The sequence below is a fragment of the Pleurocapsa sp. FMAR1 genome (assembly GCF_963665995.1).
GTDB lineage: Bacteria > Cyanobacteriota > Cyanobacteriia > Cyanobacteriales > Xenococcaceae > Waterburya.
In genome coordinates this window covers 1,845,246-1,864,141 of record NZ_OY762512.1, presented here as the reverse complement: position 1 = coordinate 1,864,141, position 18,896 = coordinate 1,845,246, and the positions used below count along the sequence as shown (strand labels likewise).

Annotated in this window: 18 protein-coding genes and 1 pseudogene; 8 read left to right on the top strand and 11 right to left on the bottom strand. The window is 38.7% G+C overall.

Annotated elements, in window-relative coordinates; genetic code table 11:
- Positions 1-8: 8 nt before the first annotated feature.
- A complete protein-coding gene (locus tag SLP02_RS09105) occupies positions 9-1,013 on the bottom strand; it encodes a hypothetical protein (RefSeq protein ID WP_319420340.1) in 1,005 nt (334 codons plus the stop codon).
- 144 nt (positions 1,014-1,157) lie between these two features.
- On the opposite strand from SLP02_RS09105, the gene SLP02_RS09100 reads away from it, so the two are divergent.
- Both SLP02_RS09100 and SLP02_RS09095 read left to right on the top strand, forming a co-directional pair.
- Positions 1,158-1,937 (top strand): hypothetical protein, encoded by a 780-nt coding sequence (locus tag SLP02_RS09100; RefSeq protein WP_319420078.1) that lies wholly within the window; start codon positions 1,158-1,160, stop codon positions 1,935-1,937.
- Between the two features lie 158 nt (positions 1,938-2,095).
- On the top strand, positions 2,096-2,380 hold the full coding sequence (locus tag SLP02_RS09095) for a hypothetical protein (protein ID WP_319420339.1): 285 nt from the start codon (positions 2,096-2,098) through the stop codon (positions 2,378-2,380).
- Between the two features lie 199 nt (positions 2,381-2,579).
- Here the strand turns inward: SLP02_RS09095 and SLP02_RS09090 are convergent.
- A pseudogene (locus tag SLP02_RS09090) lies at positions 2,580-3,531 on the bottom strand (IS630 family transposase).
- A 91-nt stretch (positions 3,532-3,622) separates the two neighbouring features.
- Between SLP02_RS09090 and SLP02_RS09085 the strand changes: the two are divergent.
- Both SLP02_RS09085 and SLP02_RS09080 read left to right on the top strand, forming a co-directional pair.
- A complete protein-coding gene (locus tag SLP02_RS09085; RefSeq protein ID WP_319420338.1) occupies positions 3,623-4,951 on the top strand; it encodes a hypothetical protein in 1,329 nt (442 codons plus the stop codon).
- 445 nt (positions 4,952-5,396) lie between these two features.
- Complete coding sequence (locus tag SLP02_RS09080; RefSeq protein ID WP_319420337.1) at positions 5,397-6,683, top strand: M16 family metallopeptidase; 1,287 nt, start codon at positions 5,397-5,399, stop codon at positions 6,681-6,683.
- A 30-nt stretch (positions 6,684-6,713) separates the two neighbouring features.
- Here SLP02_RS09080 and dapF read toward each other — a convergent pair whose 3' ends face one another.
- Entirely contained in the window at positions 6,714-7,553 is an 840-nt protein-coding gene (dapF, locus tag SLP02_RS09075) for a diaminopimelate epimerase (RefSeq protein WP_319420336.1), read from the bottom strand.
- A 34-nt stretch (positions 7,554-7,587) separates the two neighbouring features.
- Here dapF and SLP02_RS09070 point away from each other — a divergent pair, with 34 nt between their 5' ends.
- Positions 7,588-7,800, top strand: a complete 213-nt coding sequence (locus SLP02_RS09070) for an Hfq-related RNA-binding protein (protein ID WP_319420335.1) — start codon at positions 7,588-7,590, stop codon at positions 7,798-7,800.
- Between the two features lie 20 nt (positions 7,801-7,820).
- Here the strand turns inward: SLP02_RS09070 and SLP02_RS09065 are convergent, their stop codons facing one another.
- The gene (locus tag SLP02_RS09065; RefSeq protein ID WP_319420334.1) at positions 7,821-8,186 is read right to left on the bottom strand and encodes a hypothetical protein; all 366 of its coding nucleotides are present in this window, start codon (positions 8,184-8,186) and stop codon (positions 7,821-7,823) included.
- A 63-nt stretch (positions 8,187-8,249) separates the two neighbouring features.
- Positions 8,250-9,719 (bottom strand): S-layer homology domain-containing protein, encoded by a 1,470-nt coding sequence (locus SLP02_RS09060; RefSeq protein ID WP_319420333.1) that lies wholly within the window; start codon positions 9,717-9,719, stop codon positions 8,250-8,252.
- A 567-nt stretch (positions 9,720-10,286) separates the two neighbouring features.
- Between SLP02_RS09060 and SLP02_RS09055 the strand changes: the two genes are divergently transcribed.
- A complete protein-coding gene (locus SLP02_RS09055; RefSeq protein ID WP_319420332.1) occupies positions 10,287-10,673 on the top strand; it encodes a DUF3110 domain-containing protein in 387 nt (128 codons plus the stop codon).
- Between the two features lie 87 nt (positions 10,674-10,760).
- The gene (gene murQ / locus SLP02_RS09050) at positions 10,761-11,666 is read left to right on the top strand and encodes an N-acetylmuramic acid 6-phosphate etherase (RefSeq protein WP_319420331.1); all 906 of its coding nucleotides are present in this window, start codon (positions 10,761-10,763) and stop codon (positions 11,664-11,666) included.
- 35 nt (positions 11,667-11,701) lie between these two features.
- On the opposite strand, the gene SLP02_RS09045 is transcribed toward murQ, so the two are convergent.
- The 4 genes from SLP02_RS09045 to SLP02_RS09030 form a co-directional block, all read right to left on the bottom strand.
- A complete protein-coding gene (locus tag SLP02_RS09045; RefSeq protein WP_319420330.1) occupies positions 11,702-13,198 on the bottom strand; it encodes a serine/threonine-protein kinase in 1,497 nt (498 codons plus the stop codon).
- Positions 13,199-13,328: 130 nt separating this feature from the next.
- Positions 13,329-14,354, bottom strand: coding sequence for an isochorismatase (locus tag SLP02_RS09040; protein ID WP_319420329.1), 1,026 nt, complete (start codon positions 14,352-14,354; stop codon positions 13,329-13,331).
- A gap of 90 nt (positions 14,355-14,444) precedes the next feature.
- Positions 14,445-14,975, bottom strand: a complete 531-nt coding sequence (locus SLP02_RS09035) for an FKBP-type peptidyl-prolyl cis-trans isomerase (RefSeq protein ID WP_319420328.1) — start codon at positions 14,973-14,975, stop codon at positions 14,445-14,447.
- A gap of 36 nt (positions 14,976-15,011) precedes the next feature.
- Positions 15,012-16,157, bottom strand: a complete 1,146-nt coding sequence (locus SLP02_RS09030; RefSeq protein ID WP_319420327.1) for a hypothetical protein — start codon at positions 16,155-16,157, stop codon at positions 15,012-15,014.
- Positions 16,158-16,455: 298 nt separating this feature from the next.
- Here SLP02_RS09030 and SLP02_RS09025 point away from each other — a divergent pair, with 298 nt between their 5' ends.
- On the top strand, positions 16,456-17,592 hold the full coding sequence (locus SLP02_RS09025; protein ID WP_319420326.1) for a DegT/DnrJ/EryC1/StrS family aminotransferase: 1,137 nt from the start codon (positions 16,456-16,458) through the stop codon (positions 17,590-17,592).
- 85 nt (positions 17,593-17,677) lie between these two features.
- Here the strand turns inward: SLP02_RS09025 and SLP02_RS09020 are convergent, their stop codons facing one another.
- Positions 17,678-18,457 carry a DUF561 domain-containing protein gene (locus SLP02_RS09020; protein WP_319420325.1) on the bottom strand — a complete coding sequence of 260 codons (780 nt, stop codon included), beginning with the start codon at positions 18,455-18,457 and terminating at the stop codon, positions 17,678-17,680.
- 62 nt (positions 18,458-18,519) lie between these two features.
- The gene (locus SLP02_RS09015; RefSeq protein WP_319420324.1) at positions 18,520-18,702 is read right to left on the bottom strand and encodes a hypothetical protein; all 183 of its coding nucleotides are present in this window, start codon (positions 18,700-18,702) and stop codon (positions 18,520-18,522) included.
- Positions 18,703-18,896: the final 194 nt, after the last annotated feature.

Here is an 18,896-nt window from a genome sequence, read left to right as displayed (position 1 = left end):
CAGCAATACTAGTCACTGTCAACTAAATTTTCTTCAGCTTGGACAATTGGATCACTCTCTTCTTCTGATGTTTTATCTAGATCTTTAGCCAAACGAGATTGAAGAGCATTAACTAAGTTATTGCCAGCTTCGGGCAGAACATCCAAATAATGATTTAAACGTTCTAGATAATCATTGGGATTAAATGAATAGAATAAATCTTGCTTTATTTTGCTGGCTATAGCTTTATTTTGAATATAGCGAAGGAAATATAATAAATCGCGTGACAGCTTGAAAATCATAGTGGACTCATCCATCGAATGCAATTCCAGTCCATTGTTGCTGTCAAGATAATATTCTAGTTTGGTATTCTGAGTATACTGACGGGCTAATTCAACCAAATAGTGAATGTTTTTGCTGAGTTGATAAAGTTGTTCTTTTAATATTTCGTTGGAAACTTTTAATTCTTCATCATCAGCACTCTTTAAAGACTTTTCATCAAAATTTGAAGATTTTCTATCTGTTAGGAAGTATTGAGATATTGTCGAAGTATTTTCTTTGACTATAATGCAGTTTTTGGAAATCTCTTTTCTTACCTCTTCTAATACTTTCGCTAAATCTTGGGTCAATTTTTCCTTTGTATCGCCGTTGTCTATCGAGCTACCTATTCCCAAGACATTAGATAAATTCTTAGCACTTTCAGGAGATGAAACTATTTTTTCTTCTTTCACAGGTACAGGTTCAATTTCAACCTTAGCTTCAGTTTCAACATCTACATCGAAATCTTTAGTGTTAGTTGATAAAGATTCTAATTCCTCTTTTCCTTCTAAGTGAGCAAGTAATGGAGAATAAACGCTACAATTCCCAGTTCTGCGAATATACTCATGAAAATATTTAATAACTTGTATTTTCGTTGCTAAATCAGACTCAACGTTGACTCTAGATAAAATTTTGGGACTTTGATTCTCACGAGAGTCTACATTATTATATTTGTCTTTTTCTATTAAATGTTTTTCTTTATAAGTGTCCAGCATATTGCAGCATAAAATAATTTTTTAGAATATACAAATCCTGGCTGCCTGACACAAGTAGCTAAAAGAGTCGAAATGCGGTCAGAAAAAAGAAAAGGTAGAGCAATTATGGGAAGCTGAAAATGAATAGTTTTAGCCTTATATTCCATGTCAAGATCTACCCCTCTTTATCATCAACTGCTGAGTCTACTGAGTCAAGATTCCACATACAGAGATTTCAGGCAGATCAAAGCGTTAGCTTGGATGATCAACGCGCTGATATGTAGCAGCAAAATTAACCTTAGTGAGTGGGAATCTTACGTGATAAGTAGGGCGAACCAAGCACAGAGTATTGAGCGAAGATGGCAAAGATTCGTTCATAACAGTCGAATTAAAGTCAAATCTCTGTATGTACCTCTAGTAATGGCGGCAATTAGTAACTGGAGTGGACAACGCCTCTATCTGGCACTGGATACAACAGTTTTATGGAATCGATACTGCATGATTCATCTTTCTGTGATTTGTGGTGGTAGGGCAATTCCTTTCTTATGGAAAGTAATGGAACATAAAAGTTCAACAGTAGCATTCAAAGAATACAAAACCATGCTGAAATTTTCACGTAGATTACTCCGCAAGTATCCTGATGAGATGCTTCTAGCTGACCGAGGTTTTGCCAACCATCAGTTGATGAATTGGCTCACCACTAGTCAATGGCACTATTGTCTACGCTTACCCTGTGACGTAACTATTCAGGGGGCAAGGAGACATCCTATTGAACTGAAATATCTTTATCCGCCAAAGTCAGAGGCGATTTTGTATCACAATGTTGGACTATGGCTCGATGGAGAATGCCGAAGCAACTTTGTCTTAGCCAATGTCAAGGGGACAAAAGAACCTTGGGCTGTTATTACTGATGAAGACCCGACTCTACAAGCTTTATGGCAGTAGGCTCTAAGATTTCGTATTGAAGAATTATTTTTAGATTCTAAATCTGGAGCTTTTCAATTGGAAGAATCTAAAATTGCCAGACAGCCCGTTGCGCGGGTTTCCCGCGTTGAAGGGACTGTCGAGGTCGCGATCGCAAGGCATTGGAACGTTTATATTTGGTGGTAGCCTTAGCACTTTTATTTGCGACTACTCATGGCATGACAGTTCAATTGAAGGGACTTAGAAGTCAAGTAGATCGGCATTGGGAGAGAGGTTTAAGTTATCTCAAAATTGGGATCAGATGGCTCAAAGAAGTTTTACATAAAGGTCGTAGTTTGTTTGACCCTACACCTTTATTTTCTCAAAATACTTTGCCCTGTTTTGCATCTTCAAAGGCTAGAAGAAAATACTATGATGCCATTTCGTTTATCAGAATTTCGGAATTAAAGTGCTTAAGAGTTTAACTGTCCTCAAATAAATGTGTCAGGCAGCCAGATACAAATCAATTTATGCTTTTTTGCTTTAGCTGCCAGTGATTTCATACAAGGTATTTGAAAATACGAAGAAAATATTCGGCAGTACGTAATCAGGTTGATTAAATATATTTAGACCTAGACACATAATATAAACTAATGATTTTGGGCATTATGAGTAGGTATAGCATTACGCATATACGTTAGGACATTTTTTGAAAGCTGTATCAACACATTCTCTAACAGTCTCAAATTCTTTAACTCTCTGCTTCATCCAAGTTTTGAGAACCGACCACCAACGCTCTATCTTGTTTAGATCGGCAGAATAAGAGGGCAAATACCAAATCTGGCACCCTGCTTCTTCTACTATTTCTTGAATACTTTGTCCTTTATGAAAAGTAGCATTATCAATAATAATGATATTTCCAGGTTGAAGTTGAGGAATCAAACTTTCTTTAAGCCATGTCTCAAATAAATCTCGATTACATGACCCTTCAAAAGTTAACGGAGCAAACACTTTTCCTTCTTTGAATGCAGCAATCCAACTTACTCTCTCATTTCTTTTACCAGATTTGAGTGCCTAACATCTTTCTCCTTTGGGGCTATAACCATAGGGATAATCGTCTCGGTTATCGAATCCTGCTTCATCCACATAAACTAGGTTATTTGCCTGTTGATGTTTTAGTTGCTCTTGAAATTCTTTTCTTTTCTCTTCATCTGTTTCTTGATACCCGTAAGTTTGTCTTGGTCAGCGTACATGCGGGCAAGCCCTTTGTCTTGCGCCTGTCGGCGACGCGGGGTCTGACCGCTTTTTTTCTGGTTATGCCTAACTTTTTAATTCCATCACTAATATTTTGCTGGGTAAGATTCTCTCCCCACAAATCTGCCATTTGCTGTTGTGTCTTATCTTTATGTTGTTTAACAAACTGTTTGAATCTCTCTAAATCCTGAATTTTTCGCTCTTCTCTGGTGGGACGCTCGGCGACCGCTTTAAAGTCTCCTGTTTCTTGTTCTCTTTTCAGCCATAGGTCTAAGGTGTTACGGCTTATTTTCATCAATCGACAAATAGTTCTCTTCTTTTCACCTCTAGAACAGGCATCTACGGCTTTTTTTCTTAAATCGTAGCTATAGGGAGCAGGCATTATTTTTCGGTTTTGGCGAGCGCTTTGATTTTAGCTAATTTTGTCCTAACCTAGCCACGTATTGCTATAACTGCAAGCCAAATATTAAACTATGTCCAAGAAAAATGACGCTTCTACTGAAAACAACCAAGAAGAAAGTCAACTATCGCCTGACACAGTAAAAAAATATGTGTATCTGTTCAAGCAACTCGAAAATCATCCCGATCCTGAAATAAGAGAAATAGTAGATTTGGCTAAAAAAGGAAAGCCGTTCCAAACTATTAAAACTCCTATAAAAGAAAAACTGTTCTATTTATTTTTCGCCAACCCTGAAGAGTACTACGGTAGAACGTTTGTAACTGATGATATAAAGGCTAGTGCTGTTCAAACAGCAGGAGCAGTCAGCGTTAGTAATCTCACGGACTTTGCCAGTAATTTTCCCGTTCTGTTTTTTGCTTTTACCAATATTGGATTGATTCCTTGTCTGGTCGTAAGCTCTTCAATCAACTATTTTATACTTCTGTTTGGTAACTATACGGCTGCTGCTGTATCTAGAGGTCACAAAAATAGTCGTTCTTGGTCGAGATCTGCTGCTGCTGGCTTAATTTCTCTAAATATTTTGCAATCTCTTGTTTCTGGAGTAGGGATGGAGTTGTTTAATAATCAATCTAACCTCAAACAGATGTTAGCCAGTCAATTGATTGAAGAGCAAAAAGCCAAGGTTGATTCTTTGAAAGACAGTAAGATCGAACATCCTGGCTATGATGATTATATGCAAGAATGCACAAAAGGAAGACAACAATTGTTAGAACTGCCTGCAAATGACCCTCGCCGACATACTCTTTACGTTCGGATTTTAGGTGAATATAAAGATAAGGACAGAGACTGGTCGGCAGTAAATTTTGAGAAGTTGCCTATCTGTCATAGATTAACTCGTTTGGAGCAAGAAAACGTTGAAGCATACAAGCAAGCTAAAGAATATTTAGACAGCAAATTGATTATACGAAGCAAAATGGGTAACGATCTTGTATTTTTAAAGCAAAAATTACCTGACGTTTATAATCAGAGTTTCCAAGGAGATAATGATGAGATAATATCGGGAGTCACGGCTGTTGCTATTTCTATGGACAGCTTTTTTGGGAGATTAATAGCAGGAGACTTTTTCAACCTGGGATTATCTCTCTATTTTTTCCTGTGGTCTATAATCTCCAGTACAGCCTTCATTCTAATGACTATTCAATTTGCCCGCAGAAAAGATGTGGCAAAATCTTTTGACAAAGATTTGGAACTCAAGCGAGATATGTGGTTAAACAGATTATTGGAAGAAGCTATTGAAGACAGCGAAGATGTAAACAATATTAATTTGTCTTCTACTTTTAAAAAGCTCGAACAGTTTGCCGATGAAATGAACCAACCTTTAGAAGCAAAAAACAATGATTGAATTTGGTAGGTTTCGTGGAGAATTTCACCCTTCATTATTTTGGTATTAATAATTGTCCTGAACTTTTTGCAGACAATAGCAATTCCTGCTGACTATATTCTATATTTATATTGCCCATTCAAGATCTAAAAACAACCTATCAATTAAGCCTATTTACTTTGCTTCCACTTGCTGTAAGCAATCTCGCAAAAGGTTTACAAAAATTTGTGCATCAGTTGGCGATCGCTAAATCTTTCTAATTCGCGATCGCCTGATTGGTCTATTTTTGAATTCGACAACAGTATATGAGTCTATTGAAATTAGCCAAGGGAAACTGCGATCGCTCTTCTCTTTTATTTTGTCCAAAGTCCAAGCTCTTAAAAAGCTTTTGTTAAATATGTAACAGGAAACACAAGACCTCAAGAGTTATGATCGCTTAATATTTATTTGCCAATCTAGCTATTTAATGTCCAAACTATCCACATCCCTTGACCAAGTAAAATTCAACGCTAATAAATTTGAGCTGAGTAACGGATTGACTATCATCCATCAGCATTTGCCTGCTACTCCTGTAGTCGTTGCAGATATCTGGGTAAAGGCAGGAGCGATCGCCGAGCCTGGGGAATGGTCGGGAATGGCACATTTTTTAGAACACATGATTTTTAAGGGTTCTCCCAACGTGATGGTGGGAGAATTTGACTCGCTGATTGAGAATACGGGGGGTATAGCTAATGCAGCTACCAGCTATGATTATGCTCATTTTTATTTGACCACCACAGCACCACATTTAGAGCAGACCTTACCCTGTTTGGCGGACATTTTATTACGGGCAACTATTGCTGAGGATGAATTTATTCGAGAGCGAGAAGTAGTTTTAGAAGAGATATATTCTAGCAACGATAATCCCGATTTTGTCGGCTTTCAGGCTTTGTGTCAAAACATCTATCAACATCATCCATACCGACGCTCAATTTTGGGAGACAAAGAATTATTGTTAAAACATACGCCTAATCAGATGCGTTGTTTTCATCGCACCCATTACCAGCCAGAAAACATGACCGTGGTGATTGTAGGTGGTATTGAACAGGAAAAAGCCTTGACTTTGATCGATAAAAATTTTAGTGATTTTAGCGTACGTTCAGAATGTCCGCCTACCGCGATCAAGGCAGAACCCCCAGCCGTAGCTATTCGTCGCCAAGAATTGCATTTGCCCAGAATCGAACAGGCACGCTTGCTAATGGCTTGGATTTGCCCTGGTGCAGAGTCTTTAGAAGAGGCGATCGCTTTGGATTTAATTGCTCTAATTTTTGCTGGAGGGCGCAGTTCGGGTTTAGTTAGAGAACTAAGAGAAGAAAGACAGTTAGTGATGGATATTGACTGTAATTTATCTTTGCAAAAAGACTCAAGTTTGTTTTCAATTAGTGCCTGGTTAGCAGTAGAACACTTGGAGATGGTAGAAAATATCATCAGAGATCGCCTGCAAAAACTACATCACGAGCTTATCCCTACAGCAGAAATTAACCGCGCCAAACGGCAGTTAATTAATGATTATATTTTTTCTAGTGAGACTCCTAGCCAGCTAGCTAGCATCTACGGATTTTATAATATTGTCGCTAAAGCATCTGATTCAGCACTGTATCCTCAGATTATTAGTCAACAACAGCCAGAGCGGCTACGACAAATCCTTAGCCGATATTTATCTCCCGAACGCTATGCTGTGACGATCTTGAAGCCAATCATCGGTAATCAGTAACAGTGATTTAAATCAAATATCGCTATATTTTTAATAATTACCCCTAAATACTTCTGTAGCCGAACCAGTCATATACACCTTGTCATCAGCTTGAGACCAGTTTATTTGCAAGCAGCCTCCCGGTAATTCTACGGTACAGTGGCGATCGCATTTCCCATTTAATACTCCCGCAACTACGGTTGCACAAGCACCAGTCCCACAGGCTAAGGTAATACCAGCACCTCTTTCCCAAACTCTCATCTTCAAATAGTCCGATCTCACTATTTCAACGAACTCTGTATTAGTTCGCTGCGGAAAAACAGAGTGATGTTCAAATAAAGGTCCAATTTTGGCTAAATCTATGGACTCGCTATCTTCAACAAATATAATACAGTGAGGATTGCCCATACTAACCGCTGTAACTGACCAAGAGCGATCGCCAACTATTAAAGATTGAGCCACAACTTTGTCGTCAGGAGAATTCAAGGTTGTAGGAATTTTCGCTGCTGCTAACTGGGGTTTTCCCATGTCAACCGTAACTTCTCCATTGCTTTCAAGTGTAGGTACAATTACCCCTGCAAGAGTATTAATTCTGTAAGATTTATTAATTCTTGCGTTTCCCTCAAGATCGGCGATAAACTTAGCTAGACAGCGGATACCATTGCCACACATCTCTGCTTCTGAACCGTCGGAATTATAAATTCTCATGATGTATTCTGTATCTTCTTTGCCAGGCAAGGCGAAAATAACCCCATCTGCACCAATACCAAAATGGCGATCGCACATTTTAGCCGCTTGTTCAGGAGTGACTATGGGTTCGGTGGCGTGACGATTATCAATCAAAATAAAATCATTGCCTAATCCCTGATATTTGCTAAACTCGATTACCATCTTTGACTTTCCTCTATATTTAACGAAAATTGATATGTCTGAATTTGATACCGCTTTGCCAGGAGTAATTCAAGTCCAAAAATATGTTAAGGACAAACAGGAGGTAGAACTAAAATTAGTCACTGATGACCTTGTAGTTGGCAAAATAATTTGGCAAGACGCTGATTGTCTTTGTGTAGTAGATCATTACAATCAGCAGACAATTATTTGGCGACAGGCTCTTGTCTTTCTCAAACCAAAAGCTTAATTTCTAATTATAAAAGAGACTTAGAAGCTTTCCAAATTGTTTATATTTTTACTACCAGACAGACTTGCTGTTAAGACTTGGACAATCTGTCGGCGATAAATAATTGCCAAAACGTTAATCAATAAGCAACTTGTTCCCAGTCCAAACAAAATAAAGGTAACGGGGGTAACTACGCCGATCATAAACCAAGTTGAAACGTGCATAAACAAGGCTATAGCAAAGATGGAAGCAAATCCCACCGATCTATTTATTGCTGATAACGAATGGCTTTTGACCACTAAGGTTATGGTAGTAATAGTGGCGATTAAGTTAGCTGGAACTAAAAACGAGCAAATTGCTACACAGTTGTGACGAGAAAATTCAAATATCGGTTCTAAATCAAACATAGGTCGTACACGGGTTTGTTCATAGTTTAGTAGAAATTTTCAACTTTGAGATTAACAAGTAATTTAACTATTAGATTTAGTTTCTAAAATTTCTTTAGCTGTAACTCCATCTCCCTGAAATCCGAAATACCATAACGAAGCAGCAGCTTCAGCGCGAGTTACAGGTTTTTTAGGCTGAAAAAGAGTAGTATAGCCAAAAATACGCCGTACGTTAGAGCGATCGCCATTTTGAAAATCGGCATACAAAGCCCTAATTGCCGTAGAGTCAATATTCCCCGCATCTTGAAATCCCCAGCTTTCCTTTATAGCTTCAATTGATGCTTTTGGTAAAGATTGGCGCATATCTAAAGGAACTTTCCAGGCAAGCAAATCTTCTCTGGTTAAAGGTGCATCAGGTTTGAACAAGACATTATTACTATCTTCCGTTAGCCGAGAAGGTATCAGCCCAGTTTCAGCCAAACTCTGGATAGCTTCAAAATCTGGATTATTTGGCTTCACATCTTGAAAGGCAGGTTCATTAGTTGCAGTAGCAAGATAAATCTTTTTATCCAAGCTATCTTGAAAATAGCGATTATTAGCTGTAATTAGCCAACGAGCATATTCGCCTCTAGTAATTATTTTGTTAGGAGCAAACTTGCTTAATTCAACATTGCCGTCGCCAGTATAGGGAGTCAAAATATCCAAAGCTGCTACCGACTCTAAAGGCTGACGTAATTGTTCAGGAGCCTGATCTAAATCTTGAAAATCAACTCCAGACGAGTTAGAAGACTTAGTATCAGATGTATTACTAGGTTGATCTCCGACTGCGAGTTTAGGGGATTGAGTTTTAGACTTTTGCTCTTGATTGCTGGAATTTGTCTGCTGCTGTGACTTTGATTTAAGTAGAGTCTGGCTTAGTTCACCCTGGGAATTAATCCCTTGAGAGTTACCACGTCCTATATCTGCCTCAATAGGCTGATAGATTACAGATATTTCCGTGCCGTTGTTATTGGCTTTATTTGGCGATCGCACTAAAGCAAGATCGACTCGAAGATCGTTTTTAACAGCGATCGCTTTAGCTGTTTCCAGTTGAGGATTAAGGTTAAACGGCTTAATAATTTTCCAGTCATTAGCAGCTAACTTTGCTTCATAATAATCGGCGATCGCTTTTTGCCGATCTGGGCTATCCCAAGTCAATCTTCCTGATGTTTCATTCTCTCTCTTCGCTTCTTTTAGTTGAGCTTGAGGATATAAAGGAAATGATTTGGGGAAGTTTTGCGGTAATGCCGATGACTGAGATGTTGATTCTCCCTGAGACTCCGAAACCTTAGCTTGATTGTCGGCTGGTTTGTTTTGAGTATGATCGTTGGCAGTAGATGGTTTCCCTTGATTAGCTGTTTGCTGAGATAGTTGTTTTCCATTATTTTTAAGCAATCCTGGATCGGCACCAACGAAACTTTCAAGAGCGTTACTATTACCACAGCCAGTCAGTAAAGCTAATAGACTAGTAAATATAATATTTTTAATGACTCGTTTATTTTGTTTTAATAACATGGCAATTTGCCAAAATTTATAATCATGATTCAATTCTAGTACTTAGAGAACCTCTGTTCGGGTTAAATTGTGTTGCTCTCAATCCCATGATTCAAATTTGTCAACCTGAAAGTTATATTGCTACTTCATAAATTTCAGTTTGATTGATCTCGTTTGATTTATCCTTTTGTTTATTCATGCAACAAAGCTATTTGCCATTATTATTATCTTTCTGCCATCAATCAAGTTGATAAGTATCTTATTCTCGATCGCAACTCTTCAATTGAGAATGAAACAGCCATATTAACTTGAGGCGGCTAAGGGAGCAAAATTTACGCTTACTGCGTGAGTCCTATGTAATTGTCAAAGATAATGGAGAGCGACAAGAAAAAATAGGAAACGCTTTCGTCAAATTGTTGCTATCCAAGGAAAGGCAAAAAATAGTTGAAGAAGCTGGATTTGTTCGCATAGAATAACTATCGAGACTAATTGATGAATTAAAAATTTTATTTATTGTTTATTTTAATGCCTTATTGAGCTAATTTTATGTTGTAATTGGCATAAATAGAGAGTTGGCGTGAGTTGATTATGCTAGTACATATTTTGCTGTTTAATGCTGGAACTGATAATGAAGGAATTCATACTGTTCAAGTAGGCGATCGCAACACGATTTTGATGTTTAACGAAGAAGACGATGCAATACGCTATGCAGGATTATTAGAGGCACAAGATTTTCCTGAAGCTACAGTAGAGGCGATCGATTCTGAAGAAGTAGAGCAGTTTTGCCGTCAGGCTGACTATGACTGGAAAATAGTCGAGCCAGGACAATGGGAACTTCCTCCCGAAAAAAACATAGAGGAGCTTAACTGGGAAACAAAAGAATCAACAAATGCAGATATTACGCCTTTAGAAGAAGAATCTATGGCTAATGAAGACTTAGATCGCATTCGTCGTCAGCTAGAAGGACTGCTTTGAAGTATGAAGTTTGAAGTATGAGAAGCGGTAGTAAATTGATTAGCCGACGCTGTTTATAGAAAGTAAGTAATCAAATAAATTATTAAGATGGATAAGTTACAGTCACGGGGACATTTGTTAACCGAACAGATCAATCCTCACAGTCAAAATTTAGATAGTTTATCCACTTTAGAAATAGTCGATTTATTTAATCAAGAAGATACAAAAACCATAGAGGCGATCGCAAACGCTCGTATGACTCTGGCTAAAACTATTGATGTGATCGCTGCTGCATTTGAGCAAGGGGGCAGACTGTTTTATATTGGTGCAGGTACTAGCGGCAGATTAGGAGTATTAGACGCAGCCGAATGTCCTCCTACCTTTTGTACTCCTCCAGAATTGGTTCAGGGAATCTTAGCAGGAGGTGCAGCAGCCTTGATTAAGAGTTCTGAGGCTTTAGAAGATCGCCCTGAAGATGGGGCAAGAGCGATCGCCGAGCATCAAATAACTGATTTAGATGTAGTCATAGGCATCACCGCAGGAGGCACAACTCCCTTTGTCCATGGTGCATTACAGGCAGCCAAAGCTAAAGGAGCAAAAACTGTAGCAATAAGCTGCGTCAGCAGCGAACAAGTAGCCATTGATGCTGATATTGATATTCGCTTATTGGTAGGTGCAGAAATATTAGCAGGTTCAACCAGACTTAAGGCGGGTACAGTTACTAAAATGGCGTTAAATATTATCTCTACGGGGGCAATGGTACGCTATGGCAAGGTTTACGGAAATCGCATGATTGATGTGGCGGTAACTAACGATAAGCTCAACGATCGCGCCTTACGTATTATTAGCGATTTAACGGAGCTTAACCGTACTGAAGCACAAGATTTACTCGAAAAAAGCCAGAAGAAAGTTAAATTAGCTTTATTAATGCACTGGACGGGCTTGGATGCCGAGGCGGGAGAAGCACTATTAAATCAAAATAAAGGTAACTTGCGATCGCTAATTAATCAGTAAAAACTTAAGTTAAGCTCTAAACCTTGGTTCTGCCGTTAATGAAAATCCTTGTCCCAGATACCGACATAAATACCGTTATCCTCATCACGTTGAATTACCCCTGCTAAGTTTTTAGATTCAAATTGATTTTCCGCACTTGTCTTAAAAAATACCTGATTGATTTTATTTTCTACATCTGGTGAATAGTTTTCTAACAACAACTTTTGTACCGCCTGCTGAATTGTCGCTAAATCAACAGAATCATTAAAAGTCATTTCTGTTTGGCGTACTTTTTGTGTTTTTTCATCAGCTAAATAGCCTAAAGCAACCTGGTTAGGAACAAAATCAAAATAGGAAAAGGCTTTACTATTTCCCCAATAGCCTTGAGTTTCTATACTGGGATTTCCTAAATAACTAAATATTTTCTCCCGTTTGGTGCCTACCGGAAAAATAGGTATATCTAAACCGTCGATCGATTTGATAGGAGATGAATTAGAACTGCGAGACATAGTTTTTGTTCTCTCAGTAGTTGCAGAAGAATTATCTAGTTTGCTTCTTGCAGATAGCTGGGGCAAACCAAAGTTTAATAAACTAAAAATAATGCCGATAATTCCCAAGCTCAAAAAAAAGAACATTGAGATCAGCTTGATTTCGGGAGTCAAAGAAGATTTTTTAGTTAGTCGCTCATCAAAAGATCTAGAGATAAGTACAGGTTGAGAATGAAGTGCCTGTAACATTTCTTCTGCTGAGGTAAAGCGATCTTGAGTTCTAGGACAAATTGCCCGATCGATAACTCTAGCTAAATTAGTTTTTGGATCGGGCGCTTCATGCTGCCATAGCAGTTTATTACTAAAAGGACTGTGGTTTAACTCTGCGGGGGTTTTTCCCGTTAATAAATAAATGATTGTCAATCCTAAACTATAGAGATCACTAGCGTAAACTGACTGTCCTTTTTCTTGTTCTGGAGAAATATATTCTTTTAAGTTAGCAAGTGCAAAACTTTCTTGATAGAATTTTTCTGGTTGTTTGGCTAATTCTTTGACACCACCAAAATAAATTGGCACGGGCAGATAATCTTGCTTTTTGCCTTGGTGCAGCCAATTTTGTTTACGGAGTAAAATACTGCTGGGTTTTAGCTGATGATAAACAATGTCGTAACTGTGAATATATTTAAGAACTTGAAGAATACTATCTAAGATTTGTTTGGCTTCTGTCTCACAGATTACTCCCTCGCACTGTACTTTTTGTTCTAAAGTAATGCCGTTAATCCATTCACGAACTAGATAAAAATCCTCTCCGTCCATAAAACATTCATACAGCCGAGGAATTTGCGGATTTTCACCACTCAGACGTTTTAAAATAGTGGCTTCTTGGTTAAACAAAAGCCTCATCTCTTCTGCATAAGGATTGCCTAAAATTGGCCGAAATTTTTTAATAACATAGTGGCGGAATGAAAATTTACCTCGATCCTTAGCCAAAAAAGTTTCGCTAAACTGATCCTTGCCTAAAGTTCGTAAAATACAGTACTTATTTTGAATTAATTTACCTTTCATTAAGGTATAAAGACAGGATAAGAATAAAGAACTACATTACAGTTTAGTTAGTTGAAGTAAATGAATCTATAAACTCGCACAGATATTGACATAAAATTAACTATATCTTTAGATCGATACCATAACTAAATTACCCTAGGTCATCAACAGACTTTGTAAGATTCATCCCCGCTTCAGCAAAACGTGCAAATGCTTCCTCAGCTTGGGAAGTAAAATCTATGATTCCAGGTATCACCACAGGAGACATACAGTCTTCCAGTAAATAAATCTTGTTAGCCAAACTGAGATCGATGTTTTTTATTTCTGTTAATAAATTATCAATTGTCCAAGCCACACAATGACTTTTAGCTTGTCCTGCTATGATTAGTGCATCAAAATCTAACAGCTTTTGAATTAAATTTACGTTCTTTTGGGCAATAAATTTTCCCTCAACACTATCCAAAACTTCGGGACTTAGTACAGAATAGTTTTCGGTTAAAGGATTACTGCCTTTTAGCTCAAAATTTGTCTGACTTTTTCTAGCAATACTATGGAAAAATACCGCTTCCTCTACTGCTGATACTAAAGCATGACCAATTCCCCCCAGCATCGAATGATATGGCCAAATAGTCAGGGGATACTTACCATCATTACTCAGTTGCTGCACATAATGTAAAGCGTGCTGTTCTAGCTGATTTAAATTACCATTGGTCAAACTATCAGCAACATCAGGGTTGACTTTCCAGACGTTTTGCTCAACCTCGCTCAAGCTAATCATAGTTGCAGGTTTAGGATGTTCTCCAGCTTCATCGAGCCAAAAAATAGGATGAAAGATCTGCATCGCCGTATGGCTATCCATCGTCGGGATAATTTCTGTAATTGAACCTAAATTACGATAAATAAACTCACATAGCCTGGCGTTGTCTTCTACTGCACCCATTCCCGATGCACCCCCGACAAATAATTCAAAGTCAGGAATACAAAAGGTATTTTGGACATCAATCAGCAATAAACCAACCCGTTTTCGATCTGTTGCTGCTGGCTGAATATCATGTTTTTCTGCCCAAAGTTCTGCTTCTGCTGCACGTTGTTGATAAGGAACACGATAAACATTTTTGACTTTTTCACTGCTAAAAAAATCAGGAATAGGTAGCTGTTTAACGTTTTGCATGGTCATTACGATCGAGGTAATCTAATAAAAAATTAAGATGGACAAAATTGCCCATCTTACAAACTTGGTCATCGATTTTGTTTAATACTAATTCAATTAACCAACTTTTAATAATTCCACATCAAAAACTAAAGTGGCATTAGGTGGAATTACCCCACCTGCACCTTTGGCACCGTAACCCAATTCTGGAGGAATAATCAGAGTACGTCTTTCACCAACTTTCATGTCGGCTACTCCTTCATCCCAACCTTTAATTACTTGACCAACGCCAATTTTAAAAGAAAAAGGACGATTGCGATCGCGAGAGCTATCAAACTTGGTACCGTCTTCTAGAGTGCCTGTATAGTGAACTGTCACGTTTTCGCCCTTTTTGGGAGACGCACCGTCACCTTCCTTGACAACAACATACTTTAAGCCTGAATTTGTAGTTTGAGCGTTGTCTAAATCCATAGAATTTTCCTCTTGGGGGGTATTACTTTGAGCGATTAGTTGGGGAGAATTAGTCGTAGGCTGTTGCATTGGCGAGGCGATCGCTTGCTGCTTAGAATTATTAGTCAAAACAGAAAATATCAGTACCGAGCCACACAGAAAAACTACGGCAATACTAATGAAGATTGCATTACTCAATTTTTTGACCACCTGTTACTATATCCTTTTAAAAAATTACTCCAGAGACATTGTACATTCTAAGGGGTGAAGGATGAAGGACAATGAACTATCAAACTCTTTTTCCCCCAAGCCCCCAGGCTTGGGGGCGAAATTATATCTAGCATCAGCAGCGTCATTATTTTTATCACTTTTTAAAATAATTATTTGATTGCCAATGACTGGGTTGCGTGCAACTAGTGTACCTGTAGAATCTTGAAGTTCTAGTTTGTTAAATTGGAGCTTACGAGAGCGTTCTAAAATTTCGTTGGCTAATTTGTTTTGTCGAGACTCGTTTAATTCGTACCAATTGTCAGTGACTTTTATCAGAAGACTACTTTGGGGCAAATCAACTTTAATAGAATCGACAGTATCTGTATCTGTAGAGTCACCCTCGCTTACCTGAGCAATTTTGCTTTGTAAAGCGGCAACTAGAGTTTGTTCGGGGGTGAAAGTCAACTCTGGCTCAATAGTCACCATTTTGAGGTTTTTAGCTCTTCCTGGAGAGGTTAACTCTGAGGGGATTGCTATTTCAGTAAGAGATTCTGCTTTGGATACTGTCTCTGGCTGTGGGGTTGAGTTTTCTGGAACAATATCAATAGGTTCGGCTTCAGGTGTATTGATTGTTTCGGGAACAGATAGGGTGTTACCATCAGCAATAATTTCTTGAGGTTCTGGTTGAGTAAGAGAAGCAAGACGAGCCTGACGTTGGGGAAGCCATAGCCAAAATATGGCTACAGTTGCCATAGCGATCGCAAAAACGCCAATAGCAATCAAACCTAATTTTTCCTGTTTTTTGGCTTTAACGGCTGGTATTTTATTCGGACTTGAGGGTATTGACTCTACTTTTTTATCGGCGATTGGTAGATTAGTCTTTTTGGCAGGGGCTTGTTTAACTATAGGTTGAGGACTAGGCTCAGTATTTGCAAAAGCGACAGTATTAGCTAATTCTTGGGTAGTATTCACTAAATCATTGATCGAGGCAGAAGATGGTAAATTATTGTTTGAACTTTCACTGATTCCCTTAATTGTCTGCTCAAGTTTGTCAATACTCTCGTTTAGCAGCTTGAGGGTTTCAACTTTTGATAAAGGCGGAGAGTTACTAAATTTCTCAGTTGGTTGATTTGCTTTTATCTGCTGTTCTCGATTTTCTGATGATTTCATAACCTCAAAATGCTCCTGCGGGAAAAACCTGGAGTATATAAGACAATTTTACTGTACCTAATTAGACTATGTAATTTTAACTTTGCTTCCAACTTGAATTTAGATCGACGCTAGGCGTAAGGGAATGCTTTTTGATGTCGGAATCCTTTAGGGGCAGATGCGGACTGGTCTTTTCTCACCGCGAATTTGATCGGGCGTACTTTAATCAGTTACTACTAAATATCTTTTTTTCACGCTACTCTATACTCAATTCATTATTGAAAATATTTTAACTAAAGCAAACTCTTAATTTAAGCGAGTGAAGAAGATTCCCCCAGTCGATTTAACTAGACAATATAAGCTAATTAAAGCAGAAACAGACTCTGCTGTTCTCGAAATCCTTAATTCTGGTCGTTATATCGGCGGAGAGGCCGTTGCTACTTTTGAAGAAAAGTTTGCTAATTACATAGGCGTTACTGAATGCGTTGGCTGCAATTCAGGCACAGATGCCCTCTTTTTGGCTTTAAAAGCTCTAAATATTGGTGCAGGGGACGAGGTAATTACTAGTCCCTTTACTTTTTTTGCCACTGCCGAGGTGATAACCAGGGTGGGCGCAAAGCCAGTCTTTGTAGACATTGAGCTTGATACATTTAACTTTGATTTAACTCAGGTAGAGCAAAAGATAACACCTCAGACAAAAGCTATTATTCCTGTGCATATCTTTGGACAGCCTGTAAACATGACGAAATTAATGGCGATCGCCAAAGCTCATAATTTATATGTAATCGAAGACTGCGCTCAGGCTACGGGTGCAGCCTGGAATGAACGCAAAGTAGGCAGCATTGGTCATGTGGGTTGCTTTAGCTTTTTTCCGACTAAAAATCTAGGTGCCTGTGGGGATGGTGGTGCAGTCACAACTAACGATAGTGCGATCGCCAAACAAATGCGAATCCTTAAAGAACATGGTTCGCCTCAACGCTATCGTCATGATTTTATTGGCTTGAACACCCGTATAGATGCGGTTCAAGCCGTTATCTTGACCATTAAGCTGCGCTATCTTGACTACTGGAATCAACAGCGTCAACAGGCTGCAAACTACTATCAAGAACTTTTACACTCGGTTACGTCAATCAAGTTACCCCAAGCTATAGCGGGAGGAGATAGCGTCTGGAATCAATATACAGTTTGTGTGACTCAAGAGAGCTTAAATAAGAAGCTAAAGCGGAATTTAGTTCAAGAATACTTAAAGCATCAGGGAATAATTTCTATGATCTATTATCCAATTCCGCTGCATTTGCAGCCTGTATATGACGATTTAGGCTATCAAAAAGGGCAGTTGCCCATAGTGGAGCAAGCTGCCCAAGAAGTGTTATCTTTACCGATGTTTCCTGGTATTTCTCCAGAGGAACAAGAGCAGGTAGCTTACGCTCTCAAAGATGCCTTATCAGAAATATAAAGATAATAAAATGATTATTTTTGGTGGGCATGAGTAGCAGCACGTTCTGATAAAAACACGCTTGTTTTTCCTGCCCACCCTACAGCTAATGTACTGCCGAACCCGAAGGGCTGTTTGCCCCTGTCTGTTCGCTGAATTGACGACTTGCTAAAGCTTCAACTAGACTCCGTACAGCAGCAACCATAGCAACTTCGCTGTTTAGCTGATTAATTGCCGAACCAACACCAACTCCCGAAGCGCCAGCAGCGATCGCCATTGGTACGGTCACGCTAGATAAGCCCGAAGCACAAAGTACCGGAATATCTACGGCATGGGAAATGCTATAGGCAGCAGCTAATGTGGGGGCAGCTTTTTCAATTAAGCCTCTCACACCAGGGTTAACAGGGGCAATACTAGTTCCACCTTCGGTTTGAATTATATCCGCTCCCGCCTGTACTAGCTGTTGAGCCAACTGGACTTGTTCATCTAAAGCCAAAATGTGTGGCACTGTAACCGAAAGAGTCACTTGAGGCAATAGCGATCGCGTTTTCTGGGTCAATTCTAATACTTCTGTTGCCTCAAACTTCCGTCCTTGGCTATAGAAGCTATCAAAATTACCTATTTCAATTAAGTCAGCACCAGCCTTAACCGCACTGACAAACAGTTTTGGTTCAACTGCCGAGACACAGATGGGCAAGCTGGTTATGCTGCGAACTGTCTCGATTAAACTTGCTTTGGCAGCAATATCAACAAAAGTTGCACCACCTGCTTCGGCAGCTTTAACTACTGCCACTACTCGTTCCTGGTCGAAATTATTTAAGCCACTAATTACCTTGAGAGCATTTTTTTGAGCCAAGGCTAGGATTAGCTGAGGATGCATCTTCATTCTTTACTTCCTTAGATTCGGTCGTCGGCGTTTAAAAAACGCCAATTAAATTATCTTAAAACCTAGCCTGCATTTAATTCGCTAGACTCAGATGATTTAGTAGAAAGTTTCTTTAAAAGCTGTTGTTTTTGAAGAGCAGTTAATTTTTGCAACAGTATATCTACTTCTGCTTCTAGATGTAAATACTTTACCTGTTGGTCTGTCTGGTAGTGTTTAGCACTATGAGTAGATAAAAGTGTTGCCATAAAAAAATTATTGTTAAATAGGGTTGGAACGTAACAATTAGAAATATTAACCCAAAGAGAACATATTTTGTGTATCTTAATCTTTTGATCTTTCCTTAACTGTGATCGTTTACACTGTTAATCGTATACACTGCAATAAAACCCGCAAGATCATTGGAATTTTTTATATAAAGCCTAAATTAAGTAAGTTTCTT

Coding starts and splice junctions, on each gene's coding strand:
- SLP02_RS09105 (WP_319420340.1), bottom strand. CDS start 1,013: ATGCTGGACACTTATAAAGAAAAACATTTAATAGAAAAAGACAAATAT.
- SLP02_RS09100 (WP_319420078.1), top strand. CDS start 1,158: ATGTCAAGATCTACCCCTCTTTATCATCAACTGCTGAGTCTACTGAGT.
- SLP02_RS09085 (WP_319420338.1), top strand. CDS start 3,623: ATGTCCAAGAAAAATGACGCTTCTACTGAAAACAACCAAGAAGAAAGT.
- SLP02_RS09080 (WP_319420337.1), top strand. CDS start 5,397: ATGTCCAAACTATCCACATCCCTTGACCAAGTAAAATTCAACGCTAAT.
- dapF (WP_319420336.1), bottom strand. CDS start 7,553: ATGGTAATCGAGTTTAGCAAATATCAGGGATTAGGCAATGATTTTATT.
- SLP02_RS09070 (WP_319420335.1), top strand. CDS start 7,588: ATGTCTGAATTTGATACCGCTTTGCCAGGAGTAATTCAAGTCCAAAAA.
- SLP02_RS09065 (WP_319420334.1), bottom strand. CDS start 8,186: ATGTTTGATTTAGAACCGATATTTGAATTTTCTCGTCACAACTGTGTA.
- SLP02_RS09060 (WP_319420333.1), bottom strand. CDS start 9,719: ATGTTATTAAAACAAAATAAACGAGTCATTAAAAATATTATATTTACT.
- SLP02_RS09055 (WP_319420332.1), top strand. CDS start 10,287: ATGCTAGTACATATTTTGCTGTTTAATGCTGGAACTGATAATGAAGGA.
- murQ (WP_319420331.1), top strand. CDS start 10,761: ATGGATAAGTTACAGTCACGGGGACATTTGTTAACCGAACAGATCAAT.
- SLP02_RS09045 (WP_319420330.1), bottom strand. CDS start 13,198: ATGAAAGGTAAATTAATTCAAAATAAGTACTGTATTTTACGAACTTTA.
- SLP02_RS09040 (WP_319420329.1), bottom strand. CDS start 14,354: ATGACCATGCAAAACGTTAAACAGCTACCTATTCCTGATTTTTTTAGC.
- SLP02_RS09030 (WP_319420327.1), bottom strand. CDS start 16,157: ATGAAATCATCAGAAAATCGAGAACAGCAGATAAAAGCAAATCAACCA.
- SLP02_RS09020 (WP_319420325.1), bottom strand. CDS start 18,457: ATGAAGATGCATCCTCAGCTAATCCTAGCCTTGGCTCAAAAAAATGCT.
- SLP02_RS09015 (WP_319420324.1), bottom strand. CDS start 18,702: ATGGCAACACTTTTATCTACTCATAGTGCTAAACACTACCAGACAGAC.